At 54.4% G+C, this 20,382-nt stretch carries 13 protein-coding genes, 1 tRNA gene and 1 CRISPR repeat array; of the genes, 5 read left to right on the top strand and 9 right to left on the bottom strand.

Annotated elements, in window-relative coordinates; all coding sequences use genetic code 11:
* Positions 1–70 precede the first annotated feature (70 nt).
* Both cas1b and cas2 read left to right on the top strand, forming a co-directional pair.
* Entirely contained in the window at positions 71–1,156 is a 1,086-nt protein-coding gene (cas1b, locus tag MKJ04_RS13675) for a type I-B CRISPR-associated endonuclease Cas1b (RefSeq protein ID WP_241642214.1), read from the top strand.
* Positions 1,157–1,201: 45 nt separating this feature from the next.
* Positions 1,202–1,465, top strand: a complete 264-nt coding sequence (cas2, locus tag MKJ04_RS13680) for a CRISPR-associated endonuclease Cas2 (protein WP_241642215.1) — start codon at positions 1,202–1,204, stop codon at positions 1,463–1,465.
* A gap of 217 nt (positions 1,466–1,682) precedes the next feature.
* Positions 1,683–4,772: direct repeats of the CRISPR family, unit length 30 nt; unit sequence ATTTCAATCGCACCTTAGTGGTATAGAAAG.
* 110 nt (positions 4,773–4,882) lie between these two features.
* On the opposite strand, the gene MKJ04_RS13685 is transcribed toward cas2, so the two are convergent.
* Positions 4,883–4,956: transfer RNA gene (locus tag MKJ04_RS13685), tRNA-Ile, on the bottom strand.
* Between the two features lie 102 nt (positions 4,957–5,058).
* Between MKJ04_RS13685 and MKJ04_RS13690 the strand changes: the two genes are divergently transcribed.
* Positions 5,059–5,691, top strand: coding sequence for an HAD family hydrolase (locus MKJ04_RS13690; RefSeq protein WP_241642216.1), 633 nt, complete (start codon positions 5,059–5,061; stop codon positions 5,689–5,691).
* The gene (locus MKJ04_RS13695) at positions 5,678–6,967 is read left to right on the top strand and encodes a site-2 protease family protein (RefSeq protein ID WP_241642217.1); all 1,290 of its coding nucleotides are present in this window, start codon (positions 5,678–5,680) and stop codon (positions 6,965–6,967) included. The genes MKJ04_RS13690 and MKJ04_RS13695 overlap by 14 nt, the downstream gene beginning before the upstream one ends.
* Positions 6,968–7,370: 403 nt before the next feature.
* Here the strand turns inward: MKJ04_RS13695 and MKJ04_RS13700 are convergent, their stop codons facing one another.
* The 5 genes from MKJ04_RS13700 to MKJ04_RS13720 all read right to left on the bottom strand — a co-directional run bounded on the left by MKJ04_RS13700 (position 7,371) and on the right by MKJ04_RS13720 (position 13,641).
* Positions 7,371–7,679: a rhodanese-like domain-containing protein gene (locus tag MKJ04_RS13700; protein WP_241642218.1), complete on the bottom strand. Its 309-nt coding sequence runs from the start codon at positions 7,677–7,679 to the stop codon at positions 7,371–7,373.
* Entirely contained in the window at positions 7,676–9,493 is a 1,818-nt protein-coding gene (locus tag MKJ04_RS13705) for a T9SS type A sorting domain-containing protein (RefSeq protein ID WP_241642219.1), read from the bottom strand. Before MKJ04_RS13705 ends, MKJ04_RS13700 begins: the two co-directional genes overlap by 4 nt.
* Positions 9,494–9,569: 76 nt before the next feature.
* Positions 9,570–10,346 carry a PASTA domain-containing protein gene (locus MKJ04_RS13710; RefSeq protein ID WP_241642220.1) on the bottom strand — a complete coding sequence of 259 codons (777 nt, stop codon included), beginning with the start codon at positions 10,344–10,346 and terminating at the stop codon, positions 9,570–9,572.
* A gap of 177 nt (positions 10,347–10,523) precedes the next feature.
* The gene (locus tag MKJ04_RS13715; protein WP_241642221.1) at positions 10,524–10,670 is read right to left on the bottom strand and encodes a hypothetical protein; all 147 of its coding nucleotides are present in this window, start codon (positions 10,668–10,670) and stop codon (positions 10,524–10,526) included.
* Between the two features lie 271 nt (positions 10,671–10,941).
* Positions 10,942–13,641 (bottom strand): D-alanine--D-alanine ligase, encoded by a 2,700-nt coding sequence (locus MKJ04_RS13720; RefSeq protein ID WP_241642222.1) that lies wholly within the window; start codon positions 13,639–13,641, stop codon positions 10,942–10,944.
* A gap of 307 nt (positions 13,642–13,948) precedes the next feature.
* On the opposite strand from MKJ04_RS13720, the gene MKJ04_RS13725 reads away from it, so the two are divergent.
* A complete protein-coding gene (locus MKJ04_RS13725) occupies positions 13,949–15,148 on the top strand; it encodes a phosphoglycerate kinase (protein ID WP_241642223.1) in 1,200 nt (399 codons plus the stop codon).
* 426 nt (positions 15,149–15,574) lie between these two features.
* Here MKJ04_RS13725 and MKJ04_RS13730 read toward each other — a convergent pair whose 3' ends face one another.
* The 3 genes from MKJ04_RS13730 to MKJ04_RS13740 all read right to left on the bottom strand — a co-directional run bounded on the left by MKJ04_RS13730 (position 15,575) and on the right by MKJ04_RS13740 (position 20,008).
* Positions 15,575–16,519 (bottom strand): NADP-dependent oxidoreductase, encoded by a 945-nt coding sequence (locus MKJ04_RS13730; RefSeq protein ID WP_241642224.1) that lies wholly within the window; start codon positions 16,517–16,519, stop codon positions 15,575–15,577.
* A 93-nt stretch (positions 16,520–16,612) separates the two neighbouring features.
* Positions 16,613–17,005 (bottom strand): VOC family protein, encoded by a 393-nt coding sequence (locus MKJ04_RS13735; protein WP_241642225.1) that lies wholly within the window; start codon positions 17,003–17,005, stop codon positions 16,613–16,615.
* Positions 17,006–17,518: 513 nt separating this feature from the next.
* A complete protein-coding gene (locus tag MKJ04_RS13740) occupies positions 17,519–20,008 on the bottom strand; it encodes a zinc-dependent metalloprotease (RefSeq protein WP_241642226.1) in 2,490 nt (829 codons plus the stop codon).
* Positions 20,009–20,382 lie beyond the last annotated feature (374 nt).

The following is a 20,382-nucleotide window of genomic DNA, read 5'->3' on the forward strand; positions in this document are numbered from 1 at the left end:
AGTTGCGATAAACGCTATATGGCACCTTCCCCTTCTTTCCGCATCGTCAAAAAGAAACAAACACACGCCTATGAAACGCCCGTTTTACCTCTTCTCCAATGGCCGCCTGCGCCGGAAGCACAATACGCTGGCTTTGGAAAAAGCCGCCACAGATTGCCGCATCCCCGACGATGAAGACACGGAAGGATTGCCCAGCCAACCGGCTGACGGGCAACGACTGCCGTTTGCGGTTGAGTCGGTGGACAGCCTGTACTTGTTCGGGGAGATCGACATCAATACCAAGCTGGTGACCTTTTTGGCGCAGCAGGGCATCCCGCTGTTTTTCTTCGACTATTACGGTAACTATACCGCCTCGCTTTATCCGCGCCAGCCTGTTATCAGTGGCCGGGTGCGGATGGCGCAGGCGCAGCATTACCTCAGCCCGAAAAGGCGCATGGTACTGGCCCGCGAATTTGTGGATGCGGCCCTGTTTAACATTCTGCGGGTGATGCGCTATTACGCCCCACGCCTGCCGGAGCCGGAGGCGCTGGCACTGCAGGAGAGTTGCGAGCAGATTGAGCTGGAGCGCAGCCGCATCCCCGCCTGCCCCGACATACCCACACTGATGAGCGCCGAGGGCCGGGCCCGCGACTGCTATTACCAGACCTGGCCGCTGCTGCTGGGCGAGGCCGTGGCGCAAAAGTTCCCCTTTAACAAGCGTGAGCGCCGACCGCCGTCTAACCCCCTGAACGCGCTCATCTCCTTTGGCAACTCCATTTGTTACTCGGTGGTGCTGCGCCAGATTTACCGCACCGCCCTCGACCCCACCGTGTCGTTTTTGCATGAGCCCGGCGACCGCCGCTATTCGCTCTCGCTGGACCTGGCTGAGATTTTTAAGCCTCTGCTCATCGACCGCGCTATTTTTAAGCTCCTGAAGAACGGCGAGATACAGCCCAAACACTTTGAGCAGCGGCTGGGGGGCTGTTACCTGAAGGAGGAAGGCCGCAAGATATTTATGGCGCACCTGGACCAGCGCCTGCAGCAAACCGTGCTCCATAGGCAATTGAACCGGCATGTATCGTATGAGCGGCTGGTGCGCCTGGAGTGCCACAAGATGGTGCGCCATCTCTGCGACCCGAAACAGGACGCGTACCAGGGCCTGCACATGTGGTGGTGAGCGTGCTTTAACCTGTTCTTTGACATACTGAAAAACCGAAACCACATGCCGTACTTTATCGCCGTATATGATGTAAACCAGAAGCGGGTGGGCAAGATGCTGAAGCTCTTCCGCCGCTACCTCACCTGGATTCAGAACTCCGTGTTTGAGGGCGAGCTAACCGAGGCCCAATACCAGCGCCTCCGCCACGAGGCGAACCTCTTGATGGAGGACAGTGACGGTGTGGTGATTTACCGGATGCGGGAAGAGCGCTACCACGAGCGCCACGTGCTGGGCGAAGACAAAGGCCGGCCGCAGCGGTTCCTCTAAGCGTCGGGTGGGCGGTAACTGCTTCCGACTCTACAGCGGTACTGCTGTGTCTGGCTCACGCCCACATGTAATTAATTCATTTACAACACATTACGCAAGTCGTCAGCTCCCCGGCTTTTTTACACTACCGGCAGCCGACGCTTTTACAACAGAATTTTCAGGATAAAAAGCCCTGCAGAAAGCATTTGCAGGGCTTTTATATGTATTTTTGCGGAGGATTTCAATCGCACCTTAGTGGTATAGAAACTTGGTCTTTTTTCTCAGTGCCAGAATATTCTTTGCTTCATTTCAATCGCACCTTAGTGGTATAGAAACTTCTTCATTATCAGCAGTGCATCGGACGCGTACCGCATTTCAATCGCACCTTAGTGGTATAGAAACCGTGTGCCTGCTTCAGTATCGCGTTGAACGGTTTGAATTTCAATCGCACCTTAGTGGTATAGAAACTTATAAACAAAGTTCTCATAATCCCCGAACTCAGTAATTTCAATCGCACCTTAGTGGTATAGAAACCTATGGTTTTTGTAGTGGCACCAATATAAACCATACCATATTTCAATCGCACCTTAGTGGTATAGAAACTTGATCTTGTACACAGGCACACCGCCCAGGTAAAGAATTTCAATCGCACCTTAGTGGTATAGAAACTTCACGGTCACTGTAGACGTTCTGCTATTCGGTTCATTTCAATCGCACCTTAGTGGTATAGAAACGTAGTATGATGTCGTTGTCGTGATCCACATCCCCATTTCAATCGCACCTTAGTGGTATAGAAACCTTTCTTTCAAAACGTTACCAACAAAAATCACCTGAATTTCAATCGCACCTTAGTGGTATAGAAACTTCTGGCGCACAGATCGCAAAATCTGCGGTTTCTGATTTCAATCGCACCTTAGTGGTATAGAAACCGCTTCGTGGCTGCTCTGAAAAAACTGCACAGCGTGAATTTCAATCGCACCTTAGTGGTATAGAAACAATTCATACGCCGCCCCCTGTGTGGTTAGAGCGTTTTATTTCAATCGCACCTTAGTGGTATAGAAACGTACGTTCGGCTCCCACTCATCGGCGACTTGCTGGGTATTTCAATCGCACCTTAGTGGTATAGAAACAATTTAGGCAGATACCCGCATCCTGCCACTTTCTCTTATTTCAATCGCACCTTAGTGGTATAGAAACTGGTACTCCCACTAGCTGGATGAAGACGTATGATAACATTTCAATCGCACCTTAGTGGTATAGAAACCATTCAACAAGGCCTGGGAGGTAAGCAAAGAATCCGCATTTCAATCGCACCTTAGTGGTATAGAAACCTGCTCGTAGGCTTGCACCTCCTGAGCAATGTAGCGATTTCAATCGCACCTTAGTGGTATAGAAACAGGAGACAACGCGCTTGTTGGGTGCGTTGTCCGACAGCCAGATTTCAATCGCACCTTAGTGGTATAGAAACGTTATCTCAGCACGACCAACTTATTTATGGTAACCTCAATTTCAATCGCACCTTAGTGGTATAGAAACTTAAAGAATCAGCGGGCTCATTAGACAAAGAGTTTGAGATTTCAATCGCACCTTAGTGGTATAGAAAGTTATGCCATGCGACGACGCAAACACTCGACCCGGATTTCAATCGCACCTTAGTGGTATAGAAAGCACTGCTGCGCTCATGGTTCACCCGAAGCACCTGAATTTCAATCGCACCTTAGTGGTATAGAAAGAGGGCAAATCCAACCTGGGTGTTTTCGGAAAAAAAACATTTCAATCGCACCTTAGTGGTATAGAAAGCTGGAATGAGTAGGTTGAGTTGTTGTTTTTGCATAAATTTCAATCGCACCTTAGTGGTATAGAAAGCAGCCAAAAGTCAAAACGGTGGAGCCGGTTTCGCCTGATTTCAATCGCACCTTAGTGGTATAGAAAGGCTTGATAGTATTTTGATCACGAATTACGAACGCGCCAAATTTCAATCGCACCTTAGTGGTATAGAAAGATGTGCAGACTCAGGCTGGTATTATTTCGCAGCTACAGATTTCAATCGCACCTTAGTGGTATAGAAAGTTGCTCCTGCTCGGTAAATCCCTTTTGGGATGAACACATTTCAATCGCACCTTAGTGGTATAGAAAGGAGATAAAAACGGTAACCGGGAAAGCGAAATAGCCATTTCAATCGCACCTTAGTGGTATAGAAAGCCATAGATGCCAGTAAGCCGCGCCCAACGTTCACAGATTTCAATCGCACCTTAGTGGTATAGAAAGGCAAAGCCTATAGGCCGCAGCGCGGTAAATAATCTATTTCAATCGCACCTTAGTGGTATAGAAAGCGCATGATAACCGAACTGGCCGACAGAATGCGCAATTTCAATCGCACCTTAGTGGTATAGAAAGCAAAGCTTCGCGCACTCAAAAGTATGGTTCGAGATTTCAATCGCACCTTAGTGGTATAGAAAGTACTCTATGATTATAGAGAACAACTATGTTGAAGACATTTCAATCGCACCTTAGTGGTATAGAAAGGATTTTACAAGTGAGCCGGTATTGCCTGCCAAGCCTAATTTCAATCGCACCTTAGTGGTATAGAAAGCCGCCGAAAAGCCCCTCAAGAGGGGAGAGGATAATTTCAATCGCACCTTAGTGGTATAGAAAGCTAAAATACCCTTTTTAGTGCATTTATATCCTAAATAATTTCAATCGCACCTTAGTGGTATAGAAAGGAATTTATTGCCGTGACCATCTTTGGCGCAGTCGTGATTTCAATCGCACCTTAGTGGTATAGAAAGTACCGGCAGCGGCGTTGCCTCTTGTTTGGGCCGGGCATTTCAATCGCACCTTAGTGGTATAGAAAGCACCATACCTTTGAGCGAGCGGCTTTATGCCTCTTTGATTTCAATCGCACCTTAGTGGTATAGAAAGCTCACTTTTCCAGTCTCAAAAAGTCACTCCGCACCCCGATTTCAATCGCACCTTAGTGGTATAGAAAGGTATGTATTGAAAATTGGCGATGTGGACCAGGCAACGGATTTCAATCGCACCTTAGTGGTATAGAAAGGTATGTATTGAAAATTGGCGATGTGGACCAGGCAACGCATTTCAATCGCACCTTAGTGGTATAGAAAGAAGAACCCAGGCAAGCCCATAGGCCGCTCAGCAGTCAAATTTCAATCGCACCTTAGTGGTATAGAAAGTACAGTTCATAGTTGCTGCTGAGCACCTGGATATCGTGATTTCAATCGCACCTTAGTGGTATAGAAAGGGAGGACACGATCTTCATACCTGCTGAGGCCGCGAAATTTCAATCGCACCTCGGTGGTATAGAGGTATAGAAACCATCACAATCCCGCATCATGAGAGCGGATGCTTTTTCCACGCAAACCCTCCGCAAACAAAAAAGCACTTACATCTCTCCGACGTAAGTGCTTGATTATGAAGTGGGCCCACCTGGAATCGAACCAGGCACCTACTGATTATGAGTCAGTTGCTCTAACCGAATGAGCTATAGGCCCGTTCCCGCTAAAAAAGCCCTTTCAAGGGGGCTTTCTTTGATTTGGGAGTGCAATTCTACATATTTGCATTCAATAAGTCAAACGGAAACGAGAAATTTTTACGTGGATCTGGCACAAATAAAGAATATAATCTTCGACCTGGGCGGTGTGATCATCAACATCGACTACAACAGGAGCATTGCGGAGTTGCAAAAGCTGTGCAAGAATAATTGCAATGTCGCTTACTCTCAGCGAGAACAGGCCCAGCTCTTCGATATGTTCGAGACCGGCGCCAGCTCCCCCGGGCAGTTCCGCGACGAGCTGCGCAACGCCTATGGCATCACGGCCCCCGACGAGGAAATTGACAAGGCCTGGAACGCCATGCTGCTCGACATCCCGCAGGAGCGCATCGACCTGCTGATGGAACTGGGCAAGCGCTACCGCATCTTCCTGCTAAGCAACACCAACGCCATCCACCTGACGCGCTTCAACGAGATTGTGGCCCACAGCTTCACCATCCCGAGCCTCGACTCGCTGTTTGAGCAGAGCTACTACTCGCACCTGATTGGCAAGCGCAAGCCCGATGCCCTGGTGTTTGAGGAGATCATCGCCATGAACGGCCTCCAGAAAGACGAGACCCTGTTCATCGACGACAGCATCCAGCACATCGAGAGCGCCAGCAAGGTAGGCCTCCAGACGCTGCACCTGCAGCCCTCTCTTACCATCAACCAGTTCTTCAAGGATGTTATTGTCTAAGCAGCAGCGCTCCTATACCCTCCACCTGCTGCTTTTCTGCCTCACCCTCGTCACCACCACCATCGCTGGCACGGAGTGGCGCTTCGGCAAGCTGTTCTTTCTGGGGCCGCAGGGCTTCGACTGGACGGGCACCATCACGTGGGCGGAGTTTCTGGGAGGCTTCTATTTCTCGCTCCCCTTTCTGGGGGTGCTCACGGTGCACGAGTTTGGCCACTACTTCACGGCGAAGTATTACCGCACCCGCGTCACGCTGCCCTACTACATACCGCTGTGGTTCGGCTTCTCGTTCTCGCTGGGCACCATGGGGGCCTTTATCCGGATAAAGGAGCAGATATACTCACGCCGCCAGTTTTTCGATATCGGCATCGCTGGTCCGCTGGCGGGTTTTGTGGTGGCTGTGCCGCTGCTTTTCTACGCCTTCACGCACCTGCCGCCTCCCGAGTACATCTTCAGCATACACCCCGAGTACAAGCGCTTCGGCCTGGAATACGCCCAATACGTGTATCAGGACAATGCAGGCAGTTTTGCGCTGGGCAGAAACCTGCTGTTTATAGCCTTTGAGCGCTTTGTGGCTGACCCGGCCCTGCTGCCAAACCAGTATGAGCTGATCCATTACCCGCTGGTGTTCGCCGGGTACCTGGCCCTGTTCTTCACGGCCCTCAACCTGCTGCCTATCGGTCAGCTGGACGGTGGCCATATATTGTATGGCCTGATCGGGCACCGGCAGTTCAACCGCCTCTCCCCGATCTTCTTTGCCCTGTTTGTCACCTATGCCGGGCTCGGGATCGTGTCGCCGCACAGCACGCCGTTATGGTCCGAGGACCTGCTGGTGGTGTTCGCGCCGTTCACGTACTGGGCCTTCTGGAAGATTCTGGACAACAAGCGGTATGGCCTGATGGCGGCCGTGTCGCTGTTGCTGTTGCAGTACAGCCTGGCCGGTTTCCTGCCCGAGGTGGAGGCCTACATCTGGCTCTGGACGTTCTATGCGCTATACCTCGTTTTTGTGCTGCAGCCCGTCAGTGCCAGACTGCGGCATACCCTCTACCTGGCCAGCGCCATCCTGGTGTTGCAGTTCCTGATCTCCTTCGCCTTTCCGGAGGCCGACGGCTACAGTGGCTGGCTTGTGTTTGGCCTCCTGCTCTCGCGCGTAATGGGCATCTTCCATCCCTCCTGCCCCGACGAGCGCCCCCTCACGCCGTTCCGCAAAGCGTTGGGCATCCTGGCCTTCGTCATTTTCATTCTCTGCTTCAGCCCTTCGCCGTTTATACTGGAATAAAGAAACGCAGTGTGTCATATCCTGATGCGCCTGCTAAAAGAAATAGCCATACCTCATAAAGAGAGCGGCAGAAAGCACTGATGCTTTCCGCCGCTCTCTTTATGATGGGCTTATACCATTACCGAATGGATTTAGCGTATTCAAGTATTTTCGTGCAGTGTTTAATTACTTGCTGTTAGCCCATGCCCTCTTTTGTCCCCCTTGGGGGTAGGGGCCCTCTTGAGTAACATCAAATTTGACTGTGCAAATTCTAATTGATAGTATTGTACCCTTTCAATAGCTTTTGCGCGCTTGATAGTGTTTGTGCAGTAGCGGTCGAGGAAAACCCTGTCCCTCCCAAGAGGGTACCTACCCCCAATAGGTAAACTTACTTTGCTTGAGCGCACCGCTACCTGCCAGATGATTACCCGTTATACGCCAGGATGCCGCCCAGCAGGTTGCGCACGTTGCTGAAGCCCTGCTGCTGCAAAAACGCCTTAGCGTTGGCAGAACGGGCTCCCGAGCGGCACTGCACAATCACTTCCTGGTTCTTGTAGTCCTCCAGGTCGTCGAGACGCTGCGGCAGAGCGCCGAGTGGGATGTTCTTGGCCCCGGCGATGTTGGTCTCCTGGTACTCCCAGTCTTCCCGCACATCGATGATCACAGGGGTTTCGCCTTTGTTCAGGCGCTCTTTTAGTTCTTCTGCTGTAATGTCTGTGGATGAAGTAATCATAAGTTAGTCAGAATTAGTTTTTTGATGACAATTGCTTTCTTAGTTTGAATACGCAAAGTATACAGCCCGGGTGCCAGATGGCGCAGATCGAGTGGCTGCACGGGCCCTGCGTACGCCTGACGGTGCACCTGCTTCCCGGTGAGGTCATACACAGTTACCTGCTCGAAGGGCTCGCTGAGGAACACCTCCCCCCCGGACGGGTTCGGAAACACGCGCAGGCGGGCGGCGGCAAGCTCTTCCTCCAGGCCGAGGGCCTCCCCTATCAGCACTGGCCGCATCATGATGGCCCCCTCCAGCACGTTCTCCGGCGCCCAACCCTCGCTGGGCGTGTTGGTAAAGCGCCTGCCGGTAGCGCGCTCGTTCCTGTCGAAGCCGATGTTGACGAAGGTGCTGCCCACCTGCGACCAGCCGATGTAGAAGCTTCCCTCGATTGGCACCAGCCGTGTGAGCGGCACTTCATAAAACGCGTTTAGGGTATCGCTGTACTGGATCTGAAAACTCTGTTGGTGCAGCACCTCGCCCGGCTCGCCGTCCTCATCGGCCCATACCTTAAACGTGAGGCCAGTGCCGGCCAGGTCTCTGTTCCCGATCCTGGGGAAGTATACCCGGAAAGCGCTCAGCTGGTCGGGCACGTTCAGGTCGAAGCGCTGGGCTACCTGCGTGTTGCCGGTACCCACAAAGCTGAAGCCCGCCTCTGCCGTGCCGTCGTCGTAGGCATAATAATTCAGGAAGGCCGTTTTGCGTTCGGTGCTGTCGTTGGCGCGCTGCAGAGGGTTCTGCTCCCGGGTGTCCAGCCGGATGCCGTGCAGCAGCATAAAACTGCCGCTTTCGGGCAATACAAGCTCCTCTACGCGCGGCACACCCACAACCGGATACTGGCGGGCGGCAGCAGGCACCAGGTCCTGGCCGCGCAGGAAGGTGTCGGCGCGCGCCTCCCCCACTTTCCGGATGTAGCCGCGCCAGCTGATGGCACCGGGCAGGCCGCCCAGGTTGTTGAGCGTGGCCCTGACTTCCTCGGCCAGCTCGCCGTTGGGGTTGGCCCTGAACTGCCGGGCGGGCATGGCGGTGTACTGCCGCAGGAGTTTGCTCACGCGCTGGCTGATGCCAATATCGCGGGTGGTGCTCTGGCCCTTGCGCCGGTTTTTGTCGAGCTCTACGTAGTCCAGGTTCCATACATCGGCCAGGCCGTTGCGCTGGCCCACGTTGCGGAACCGGAACTGGAAGTCGTTGTGGAGGTAGCGCGCCTCTTTCACGCCGATGTATACCTGCGCGAAGTCGGTGACCTGGCCCACGCCCGACTGCCGCCATACCTCCCGCCAAGCCCCCGTGTTGTCTTTAAACTCCAGCTGCAGGTACCGCAGGTTGCTCGCGGTCAGGTCCGGCACATCGCCCAACCCGCCAGACTGCCAGTAAAAGCTCAGGTATACCGAATCGGAGGGGCTGAGGCCGCCCAGGGCGATAGGCTGTGACGTAAGCGTGTCGGAGGCCCCGGCACTGGTTGAACCAGGCGCGTAGGGTTGCCCCATACCGTTGAGGCCATCAAAAGAGGCAACGTTGATCGTGACGGGTGCGACCGCAAAGCGGTTGTTTACAGACACGCCCCCGCCCGGTAGCCAGCGCGTAGCCGCCGGGGTGCCGGAGGTGGCGGCAAAATCATCGAAAAAAGGCAACGGAACCAGCGCGGCCACCCGCAACGGCGCGGCCTTGTGCAGCCCCTGTCGGGTATCCTGCTGCAGCGGCTGCAACACGGCCTGTGCCCTGGCTGCAGCGGCACCGCAGAGCAACAGCACTAGAAGAACCAGCCTTTTTCTCATATACCTGCTTTGGATGTGTAACGAAAGCGCCCGCCGTTTTCGGGCAGGCGCTTCTGCGTTTTTATCAGTTTATTTTTTACTCAATGCCTTGTATCGGCTCCTCCCCCGATACCCACAGGTCCACCAGCTCGCCCACCCGAATTGTGGCCCCGACCTCGGCGTAAGGGCGTTGCTTCAGCACTGTGCCGTCTGGCTCTGTGCTGCCCTGCACATGGATAATGTTGCCGATCTGCAGGCCCTGCCCTACCAGAAGCACGGAGGCTTCGTCTACGGGCATACCCACCACATCGGGCACCTCAAACTCGGTGTTGCCCAGGCCGTCGCCCACGTGCAGGTCCACCACAGAGCCCTTCGGTATCTGCTCGCCCGGCTTCACTTCCTTGCCGTTCACAAACTGCTTCAGCACGGCATTCTGCTGCAAGTCGGGCACCATCGTGATCGTGCCTTTCCGCAGGTCGTAGCTTTTCAGGATCAGCTCCGCGTTCTTCACTGACCCGTCAATCAGCTTCGGCATCTTGATCATCGGCGGGTTCTTCATGTTCACGCTGATGTAGATCTTGCGGTTTTCCTTCACCTTTGCGTCCGGCGATGGGTCCTGGGTCAGGATGGCGTAGGGCTTCTTGTCGGAGTGATAGCTGGAGTCGTTGATGAAATAGCGCAGGTTCTGGGCTTCCAGCAACTCCTCGGCGTCTGCCAGCTGCATGCCCTCGATGCGGGGCACCGAGATGCTCTCGCCGTGGTTGGTGGCCGAAGGCAGGTATACATAAAAGAAGCCAACGACCAGGGCCGCCACGATCACCGCCATCAGGCTAAGGTGCACAAGAACACTTACAAAAGACTTTGCTTTGAACATGAGGGGATTTAATTGTTAAATGGTCTGGTGGTTAAATTGTTGAAACTTCTGGGGTGGATTAATCAGGTTATGCAGAATTCCGCACGACCGGAACTGAAGGCTATCCTCCTGTAGATAGATCCACTTTATATATAAATATTACGCCCAAGAGGCAAACAAAATGCTACAGACCAGATACTATAGACTTTGTTTTCCTGCGTTTTGCGTTTGAAAATATGCAACAATTTCCTTCGGAGATTTTCCTTCGGTTTCCTTTGCTATTCTTTCCCTCTCCACCCTGACAGCCTGAACACAGTCATACGTTTTTTTAGTCGTTGTCTTCATAATCAAATATTTCTCTTGGGTTCCTTATCTCAAGGGTTTGATACCCATTCATAAGATTTACCGCATTATACCCATGTATGCGCTGCATGTTAACGATATGCTTGAAATTCCAACTTACCAAAACATCTGCTTTCAAGATAGTCGCGATGGCAATGTGATAACAATCAGCGCGGCTAGATTTCCCTCTGACTTTTCGGCTAAATATTTCTCAGCCAGTAGCACCGCTTCTTCTGTAATTTCTACTCTTAAACTCTCGAACTGCTCCGTCTCGCTAACCCAGTTTCATCTCGTTTCGCTCGATGCCGAACCGCAGGATGCGGTCGATGAAGTCGTAGGGCTTATACCCGTTGATAGCCGTCTGGTGGAAGATGCAGGTGGCTGGCGTCATGCCCGGCAGTGAGTTCACCTCGATGATGATGGTCTCCACCTCGTCGTTCTCCAGCACGCGCACAAAAGCGTCGATGCGGGCGTAGCCCTCTATCTGCAGAATCTGTGCCACGCGCCTCAGGTCCTCTTTCACCTTGTCGGATATTTTCTGGCGGCGCTCCGGGTTGGCGGCATACCGTGCCGGGGTGATGTTCTGCCCCTCTCCGGCCAGGAACTTCTCCTCCAGCGACAGCACCTCGCCTTCGGCCAGGGCCTCCGAGGCCTCAAACACCTCGTACTCCACGGCACCGTCCGGGCCAAAGGTGGTCAGCAAGCCCCCCGTGATTTCAAGGAAGTGCTTTGCCCCCTCTCTGGAGATCAGCGTCTCGACCAGGAAACCGGCCTTGTTCGGAAACTCCTCTTTAAACCCAAGCGACAGCGTGCGGGCGCACTCAGCGTCCAGCTCCTCCATCTCCCGGAACATCAGGGTGGCGAACGCGGCCAGCTCGGCGCGGTTCTTTATTTTCTTAACGGCAGAACTGCAGCCATCGTCTGCGGGCTTGGCAATAAAAGGGTATGGAAACGCCGCTTCTATATGCCCGAAAAATGCCTCCGCATCTTTCAGCCAGTTTTCTTTCAGGGCCATCATGTGTTTGGCCACCGGCACGCCATGCTGGGCAAGCAGCTCGTTGGTGTCAAACTTGTTGATGGTGATGCGGGAAGAGCGGATGCCGGAGCCGTTGTACGGGATGTGCAGCTTCTCCAGCTCGCCCTGCAGCGCGCCGTCCTCCCCCGGACGGCCGTGCAGGGCGATGAACACCGCATCTACCAGGTTCTGCAGTTGGGCATAGCTGATGCGCTGTGGCTCCTGCAGGCTGCGGCCTGTGTAGGTGCGGGTGATGCTCTCGGCCTCCGCTATTATTTGCGCCAGCACCGGGTGGGGCTTTCCGCCCTGCTCAAAGTGCTGGATTTTCTCTTTGATGTCGTCCGCGTTGTCCTTCAGCATGATGTTCACGGGGATGGTATACAGGCGGTGCGCCTCGTTGCTCCCGGTCAGAAAGATGGGCAGCGGCTCATACCGCGTGGACGAGGCCAGCTTCTCGTAAATGTTGCGGCCGCTTTCCACGGAGATATGGCGCTCCGAGGAGTAGCCCCCCATGATCACGCCCACCCGCACCTTGTCGTGGCGGTGGGCCTGCTCGTCCTTGATCGCGCCGTCCAGCTTGGCCAGCAGGCGCGTCAGTTGCACCGTGTCTTTCCCCGACTTCAGGCGCTCGGCCACCGAGGTCCGGATGATATAGGTCAGGAACTGCGACGGGTTCAGGCCAATCTCGGCGGCCTGGTGGAAAAAGAACGACGAGGGCAGCATGCCCGACGTGGTGTTCGGGTCGTTCAGGAAAATCTCACCCGCGTCGGTGATAAAGCCGTCCAGGCGGGCATATACGTTAAAGCCAAAGCTCTTGTAGAGCCGGGCGCAGGCCTGCCGTATTTCCTGTATCTGCTCGGTGGGCAGGTTGATCGGGGTGATCTTACGGCTCAGGCCGGGTAGGTATTTCGAGCGGTAGTCGAACACCTCGCTGCCTTTCACGATCTCGGTTGGGGGCAGGGCCAGCGGCTTGCCGCTTTCCTCCTGCACCACAATGCACGAGAACTCCTTGCCCTTGATAAACGCCTCGACCAGCACCTGCTGCTCGTGCTCCACGTTGGTGAGCGTGATGCTGTCGGTGGCAGTGCCGTTAAACGTCTCGGTGATATGCTGCAACAGGGCCTCCGGATGGTATATGATGGTGCCGTCCTGCAGCAGTACCGGCATACCGATACCCTCACGGATGTCCACGAGTTGCTTCATGCTGGCTACCTGCTTCTCCTCGCCCAGGGCCAGCCACTGGCTTTTTTTGATGGTCTTGGTAAAAAAGCTGCGGTCTACGCCTGCCTCAAAAGCGGCAAAGTCGTTTTCCTTGAGGATAGAGACCCCGATGGAGGAGCCCTGGTGGGGAGCCTTGAGCACCAGCGGCAGGCCGAGTTTCTCCACAAGCCGGTCAAAAATGCGGCCGCGCCGGGTTTTGTCCTGCCAGTCGCGGTACTGGATGGTGCTGTAGTCGGGTGTCGGGAAGCCCTGCTGCTTCAGCATCTCCTTCTGGGCGGCCTTGTCGATGCCGATGGCCGAGGGGAGGATGCCGGAGCCGGAGTATGGGATGTGGTACCACTCGAGCAAACCCTGAATACTGCCGTCTTCGCCGTAAGGGCCGTGGAGGGCCAGAAAAGCAAAGTCGAAGTGCTGCTTAAACTCGTGGGGCAGCAGGCGCCTGCCCGCTTTGGCGATAATGGCGTCCTGCTCAGCGATGCTCAGCTCGCCCATCGACTCCAGGTATACCTGCAAGCCGTGCGCACTGGCGGGCAGGGCGTCCACGGGCGGGTAAAAATCGCGGATAGTGCCTTTGTAGATATACTGCCAGTCGAGCAGTATAAAGTTTCCTAAGCTGTCGGCAAACACCGGAACAGCCTCGAACAGCGCCTTGTCTAAATTATCGTATACCGTACGGCCGCCCGCAAACGAGATCTCCCGCTCACGCGACGGCCCTCCGAAAATTATTCCTACTTTCATCCTTACAAAGGTAATAAATCAGGGAGTAAAGTTATGCTATATCCCCGTCAGTTAAAATTGTTTTAGCCGCGGCTCCGCTTCGCTCGGTTCCGAGTGCCTGCCGGGGCCAATGCTGGGGTATACCCCTCCTCCGCTCCTGCCTGGCCAAAGCGTGCCCCGATTAACAATAACTCAAAAATCAGTGCCTCTCGTTCACAAACACATGGCTTTTTCTCTAAACTTATACCTGTTTTGCTATATTTGCCGCAGCAACAAAAATTTCTGATTCTCGAACAACGAGTATCAGACAACGAAACCATACCATTTCATGAGAACCATAGACAATTATAACTTTGCCGGCAAGAAGGCATTGGTGCGCGTGGATTTTAACGTGCCCCTCGACGAGAATTACCGCATCACCGACGACAACCGCATCCGCGCGGCCGTGCCCACTATCCAGAAGATCCTCAGCGACGGCGGAGCCGTTATCCTGATGTCGCACCTGGGCCGCCCTAAAAGCGGGCCGGAGGAAAAGTTCTCGCTGGTACACCTGGTGCCGCGTTTGGAGGAAGAGTTTAACACCACCGTGAAGTTCGCTAACGACTGCACTGGTCCGGACGCGGGTGCGCTGGCCCACAGCCTGCAGCCTGGCGAGATCCTGCTGCTCGAGAACCTGCGCTTCCACAAAGCCGAGGAAAAAGGCGACCCTGATTTCGCAAAGGAACTGGCTACCCTGGGGGATGTGTACGTGAACGATGCCTTTGGCACGGCTCACCGCGAGCATGCCTCTACCGCCGTGATTGCGCGCTACTTCCCGAACGACAAAGTGATGGGCTACGTGATGCAGGCCGAGCTGGACAACGCCCGCCGCGTGCTCGAGAACGTGGAGCGCCCGTATACCGCCATCATGGGCGGTGCCAAGATCTCAGACAAGATCCTGATCATCGAGAAGCTGATGGACAAGGTGGACAACCTGATCATCGGGGGCGGCATGTCTTATACCTTCGTTAAGGCAGACGGCGGCCAGATTGGTTCGTCGTTGGTAGAAGAAGACAAGGTAGAGCTGGCTGGCCGACTGATTGCCATGGCCCGCGAAAAAGGGGTGCAGCTGATGATCCCGGTGGACTCTGTGGTAGCGGACGCCTTCAGCAACGACGCCAACATCGACACCTGCCTGAGCCACCACATCAAGCCGATGTGGATGGGACTGGACATCGGCCCGGAGGCCCGCGAAGCATACGCTGCCGTGATCGCCAATTCTAAAACCATCCTGTGGAACGGCCCGATGGGCGTGTTTGAGATGTCGAACTTCTCGGTAGGCACCGAGGAGGTGGCGGAGGCTGTTGTGGAAGCAACCCGCCGTGGCGCTTACTCCCTGATTGGGGGCGGCGACTCTGCCGCTGCCGTGAACCAGCTGGGCTACGCCGACCGCGTGTCCTACGTGTCCACTGGTGGCGGTGCGCTGCTTGAGTACATGGAAGGCAAGACCCTGCCGGGCGTTGCCGCCATTGAGCGCGACGATTATTAACTGACAAAAAGCATAATAAGCAAGAAAGCCCTGCCGAGCGTTAGCATACGTTCTGGCAGGGCTTTTTTGTGTGCCTATTGCACTTTCTCACGAATACCATCCTAAATTATTTTTGCTCATTTGAGATTGTTCGTGCGGTAGAACCCACCCCTGCCCCTCCGAGGAGGGTAGGGCCGTTAAGTTCTAACGAAAATTGTCCCCTTGAGGGGACCGCAGGGGTGTAAAGCCAGCAAAAAGTACTTTTCGCAAAGAGTAAACACCCCTCTAACTCCCCTCAAGGGGAGAATTGTTATTTTGGTGTTTTGAAACTTTACGTAAAGGCACACTACCAACTCTTAGAACTTAACAGCCCTACCAGTTGGCAGGGGTGGGTTTAACTAAAGCAGTTAATCGTAACTTTAATTAAAGTTAGAGAACTGAATTAACCTACTGTACCAGCACCGTCACCTTCCCGCGCGTTTTATGGGATTCTACCTGCTGATGGGCCTTGGCCATGTCTTCGAAAGGGAAGGTAAACGCCACATGCGCCCTAATTATCCCGCGCTGCAGCAGGTCTGCCAGTTGGGTCATGTCTTCGGCGCTGGAGTGCACGAGGTAGTTTTTCGCTTCGATGTGATGCTTGCTGGCCTCTTCCTGCACCGTGTCGTTGGCACCGCCCAGTATGGAGACGATCTTGCCGCCGCTTCTCAATGTTTTCAGTGATTTCAAGGTGTTCTCCACTCCCAGCGAATCAAGTACTATGTCTACATTCTTCACCACTTCCTCTACCTTCTGCCGCTTGTAGTCGATGGTTTCGTCCACGTCGAGGCTCCTCAGGAAGTCGTGGTTTTCGACAGAGGCGGTGCCAATCACGTAAGCGCCGAAATGCTTGGCAATCTGGACGGCGAAGTGCCCCACGCCGCCTGCCGCCGCATGTATGAGCACGCGCTGCCCCGACTGGATTTTGGCCTCGTGTACCAGCACCTGCCAGGCCGTGAGAGCTGCCAAGGTTGCCGCGGCCGCCTCTTCGTGCGAGATGTTGGCAGGCTTGTGCGCCAAATGCGCGACCGGGGCAGCTACATATTCGGCGTACGCCTTGCCGCTCCCCGGAAAGTTAACCATGCCAAACACTCCATCGCCCGGCTTAAACTCCGTTACTCCCTCGCCCACTTCTGCCACTTCACCCGATATGTCCCAGCCGACGATTACGGGTCCGTCGTCTTTCAGCTGCCCGTAAAACGCTTCCCCCGCGCGGGTTTTGGTATCCACAGGGTTTACGCTGATTGCTTTCACTTTCACCAATACCTCGTTTTTCTGGGGCTTTGGTGTATCAATTTCTGCTAGCTGGAAGTTTTCCACGTCTCCCGGCGCTGTTAATATCATTGCTTTCATAACTGTGGTTTGGTTGATGTACCCTTTTTTAAACCTGATGGCCTACAAAAGGGTTTTACGTGTATCACCTGCCACAAGGCGCACAAAACAAGCTTATGCGTGGTCGTTGTTGACCTCCAGCCAGTAACCGTCCGGGTCCTGGAAGAAAATCTGGCAGATGCCATCAGAACGTCTGTTCTGCGCTTTCGGCTCTCCCTGAAAATTGCCATACGGGATCTTCAGCTCGTCCAGGTTTTCCATAAACTCCTCCAGCGAGGCCACACTGAAACAGATATGCGTGTTCTTCTCGTTCAGGATTTCAGCTGCCGCTCCCTCAATCAGGTGTAACTGGCTGCGCCCCCCGATGCTGAACCATACATGCCACCCGTCTTTAAAAGGCTCCGGAATCTGGCGCAATTGCAGCACCTCTTCGTAAAACTTGACGCTTCGTTTGAGGTCATGCACAAAAAGTGCGATGTGGTTGATGGTAGCAGCAATGGGATGCATGGGGTAGGTATAGATCTAGGTATAGGTTTATACCTCAAATTTAAAGAAATCCTTCGGAGATAAATCCCGTGCCCTCCCCCTCCCAAGTATAGCGTTTGAAGTACGGCTATACCCATACATAGCCTATGGCGCGGATTTGCAATCCGTGCCTATCTATAAGGCCGAGTCTGTGACTCGACTGGGCCAGAGTTCCAGTTAACAGCTGTGGCGTAACTTCCGGTTTAATCGAATCTCAGGTTTAATCGAACCTCTGGTTTAATCGAATCACAGATTCGAATTTATAGAAAGTCACAATTCTGGAGAATTGCGCCAGGTAGTAGGGTTTTACTCCCCTCCTGGGGGTAGGGGCCCTCGAAAAAGGACAAGGAGGGGCCGGGGGTGGTTTGACCCGGCAATGCAAGTTTTTTAAACCACAGCATTTATCTGACTGTGCTTCGATTCTTCCGCAATGTTTACCCCCCCCGGCATCCATACATAAAAAAAACGCCCCTTGAAATCAAGAGGCGTTTTCGTTTAGCTTTTCGATGGGTTCAGGATATTGTCGATCCGGACGAGGGCATCCTGCACGTGGTAGCGCGAGAGGTCATCGCGGTAGCGGTTCTGGGTGCTTTTCAGCTGCCGTTGCAACTTCACCAGCTCGCCCCGCACAATCGAGCGGATATCGGACTGGCTGATGTCTACGGGGGTGCCGTAGCTGCGGCTGCTGCGGGCAGGCGTCTCGTTCAGGAGGGTGTTCATCTGGTCGAGGTAAGCCTTCTGCAGGTTGCGGCGGTAGATGTTGATCCCGGAGCCACTGTATACCTCGCTCCAGATGCCGCGCTGCAGCTGGCGCACCATGTCCAGGGCATTGTAGGGCACGTTGTTCACCTCGTTCTCCATCAGGCGCGCCATGCGGTCTGCCGAGAGCAGGCTGTTGAGGTGGCGCACTTGCAGGCTACGGATACCTTCTACATAGCTGGCGTGGTGGATGTTGCGCGCAATCTTGGCCTGGTGCAGCCACTCCGGCGAGGTAAAGGCATTTTGCAGCAGCCAGTCCAGCGACGCTTTTTGTGCCTTGGCCGCCACCGGGGTATAAATAAAGCCCTGCTGGTTCGGCTTCAGGCGATTTTCGTGCACGCCGCCCACGTTGGTTACCACATGGCCGATGTAGCGACTCCATACCCCCAGCAACTCGCCGTACAGTTCCTCTAGGTCGTCGTAGTCGTTGGTTTGGGCTGCGGTCCAGTCATACAGTTTCGGGGCCACCAGCTTCAGGTTCTTTAGGCCGTAAGTGCTGGCCTGCACCACATCGGCCCCGATGCCCTCGGTCTGGCTCTCCGGGTCGTGGTTGCCATACCCACTGCCAAACTGGTAGATCGGGTCTCCGGACTTGTCGTTGATCCACTGCGAGAGCGTCGGCACCTCGGCGTCGGCGTTGCGGGCCTCCGGCAGGTAGCGGTAGCCCCAGTTGATCACATAATGGTCGTAGGGGCCGAGCTGGCGCACAAACCGGATGCCTTTATCGCCGGGCTGGGCCACGTAGTTGTAGCGGGCATAGTCCATGATGGTAGCGGCGATGCCATACTGCTGCGTGAACTTGCCCGAACGGAGCGAGTCGGTGGGATAGGCGGCGCTGGCTTTCATGTTGTGCGGCAGCCCCAGGGCATGGCCCACCTCATGCGTAATCACCTCCTTCATCATCTCGCCCAAGTCTTCCATCGGTGTGTCCAGGGTGCGGGCGCCGGGGTTGGCCGCGCCAGTCTCCAGCAGGTAGCGGTTGCGGTATGAGCGCAGGTGGTTGTGGTACCAGATAATATCACTTTCGATGATCTCGCCGGAGCGCGGGTCTGATACGCTTGGACCCACGGCGTTGCGGGTGGTGCTGGCCACGTACCGGATCACAGAATAGCGCACATCCTCGGGGCTGAAATCAGGATCTTCCTCGGCGGTTGGCGGGTCTTTGGCGATGATGGCATTCTTGAAACCGGCTGTCTCGAAGGCCTCCTGCCACTGCTCCACCCCTGCCTTGATGTATGGCCGGAGTTTGGCTGGCGTGGCCGGGTCGAGGTAGTATACGATGGGCTTGATGGGCTCCACCAGTTCGCCGCGCTTATAGGCTTCGATGTCTTTGGGCACCAGTTGCCAGCGGCGGATGTATGATTTTTCGTCGGCTTTCAGGGCCTCGGAGCCATAGTCGAACTGGCGGATGTTGAAATAGCCCACGCGGTAGTCGTTGAGGCGGGGCTGCATCGGCACCTGCGGCAGCAGCACCATCGACTGGTTCATCATCAAACTAATGGCACCCGTGGCTGCGTTGGAAGGCGGCTCTGCGGCATCGTAGGTAAAGTCCTGCTTCACCTCGATGTTGAGCGGAAAGCTTTTGGCGCTGTAGATAAAGCTGCGGCTATCGTCGAGCTTACTCACTTTGTAGTTCTTGCGCATGTCGGCATCCAGTCCGCTGAAGGCCTTCACGTCGCTGGTGAAAAACTTGGTCACCTCGATCACATACCCTGCGGAGTCCGGGGAGAGTGCGGCGATATCAAACGCGTAGATCGTGGGCTGGTAGTTATTGGCCTGCACCGACAGGTTGATTGGCAGCGAGTCGGCGGCCACCGAGTTGTACGACTTCGTTTTGAGCACAATCTTGTCGCCGAACTTCTGCCACTCCACCATCTGCTCGTTCACCGACGAGCCCGCGTTCACGTAGCCACCACCCAGGCCGGAGGGCAGGTTGGCAAAGCGGCTGATCCACAGAAAGTCGCGGTGCAGCAGTGAATCAGCAATCTCGTAATAGTATTTGTCGCCCACTTTATGGATGGTAAAAACCCCCGGATCTGAAACGGCGTCTTTGGTGATTACCTCGCCGTAGCTTTTCATACCCCCTCTTGGGGCTGGCTTCGGCTTTTCGCTGTTCTCGGTTTTGGGGGCTGCAGCTGTCTTCTCGGGTACTTTTGTGCTGGAACAGGAGGCCTGGCTAAGGGCTAACAGGCAGGCAACACTGATTACCTGGTAAAAATTAGGCATGAGTAGGTTGGTTTAAAAGGACACAAAAAAGGAGCGCCGCAATGCGCTCCTTAAAGATAGGTTTTATTCTAAAAATATCCTGAGTTAGGGTGAGGGAGATGGAATACTTTACTGGATCATGGGAAAGCATTTCCTCTATGCCGCAAGTTTAGCGCAGCGCAACTTGTGGCTTATGTGCAATCCTAGTGTTTTTTTAAGCTCAAATCTGTATCATTCAGTAGCGTTCTATAGTACTCAACAATTAACAAGTGCAGCAGTAAGTCCTGGAGCTAAAAACATGCTTTTGCAAAGCAGAGAAGTTTCAAACTTCTTTTATACCTCCCACAAGTTACGCTGCGCTAAACTTGCGGCATAAGGGCTATATATTATAGTTT

Origin of the sequence: Pontibacter sp. E15-1 (assembly GCF_022601975.1) — a bacterium.
Classification (GTDB): Bacteria; Bacteroidota; Bacteroidia; order Cytophagales; family Hymenobacteraceae; genus Pontibacter.

What these genes read in the sequence shown, in the direction of transcription:
- MKJ04_RS13720 (WP_241642222.1), bottom strand. Translation starts at nt 13,641, where the DNA reads ATGAAAGTAGGAATAATTTTCGGAGGGCCGTCGCGTGAGCGGGAGATC.
- MKJ04_RS13695 (WP_241642217.1), top strand. Translation starts at nt 5,678, where the DNA reads ATGTTATTGTCTAAGCAGCAGCGCTCCTATACCCTCCACCTGCTGCTT.
- MKJ04_RS13740 (WP_241642226.1), bottom strand. Translation starts at nt 20,008, where the DNA reads ATGCCTAATTTTTACCAGGTAATCAGTGTTGCCTGCCTGTTAGCCCTT.
- MKJ04_RS13735 (WP_241642225.1), bottom strand. Translation starts at nt 17,005, where the DNA reads ATGCATCCCATTGCTGCTACCATCAACCACATCGCACTTTTTGTGCAT.
- MKJ04_RS13715 (WP_241642221.1), bottom strand. Translation starts at nt 10,670, where the DNA reads ATGAAGACAACGACTAAAAAAACGTATGACTGTGTTCAGGCTGTCAGG.
- MKJ04_RS13725 (WP_241642223.1), top strand. Translation starts at nt 13,949, where the DNA reads ATGAGAACCATAGACAATTATAACTTTGCCGGCAAGAAGGCATTGGTG.
- MKJ04_RS13700 (WP_241642218.1), bottom strand. Translation starts at nt 7,679, where the DNA reads ATGATTACTTCATCCACAGACATTACAGCAGAAGAACTAAAAGAGCGC.
- MKJ04_RS13710 (WP_241642220.1), bottom strand. Translation starts at nt 10,346, where the DNA reads ATGTTCAAAGCAAAGTCTTTTGTAAGTGTTCTTGTGCACCTTAGCCTG.
- MKJ04_RS13705 (WP_241642219.1), bottom strand. Translation starts at nt 9,493, where the DNA reads ATGAGAAAAAGGCTGGTTCTTCTAGTGCTGTTGCTCTGCGGTGCCGCT.
- cas1b (WP_241642214.1), top strand. Translation starts at nt 71, where the DNA reads ATGAAACGCCCGTTTTACCTCTTCTCCAATGGCCGCCTGCGCCGGAAG.
- MKJ04_RS13730 (WP_241642224.1), bottom strand. Translation starts at nt 16,519, where the DNA reads ATGAAAGCAATGATATTAACAGCGCCGGGAGACGTGGAAAACTTCCAG.
- cas2 (WP_241642215.1), top strand. Translation starts at nt 1,202, where the DNA reads ATGCCGTACTTTATCGCCGTATATGATGTAAACCAGAAGCGGGTGGGC.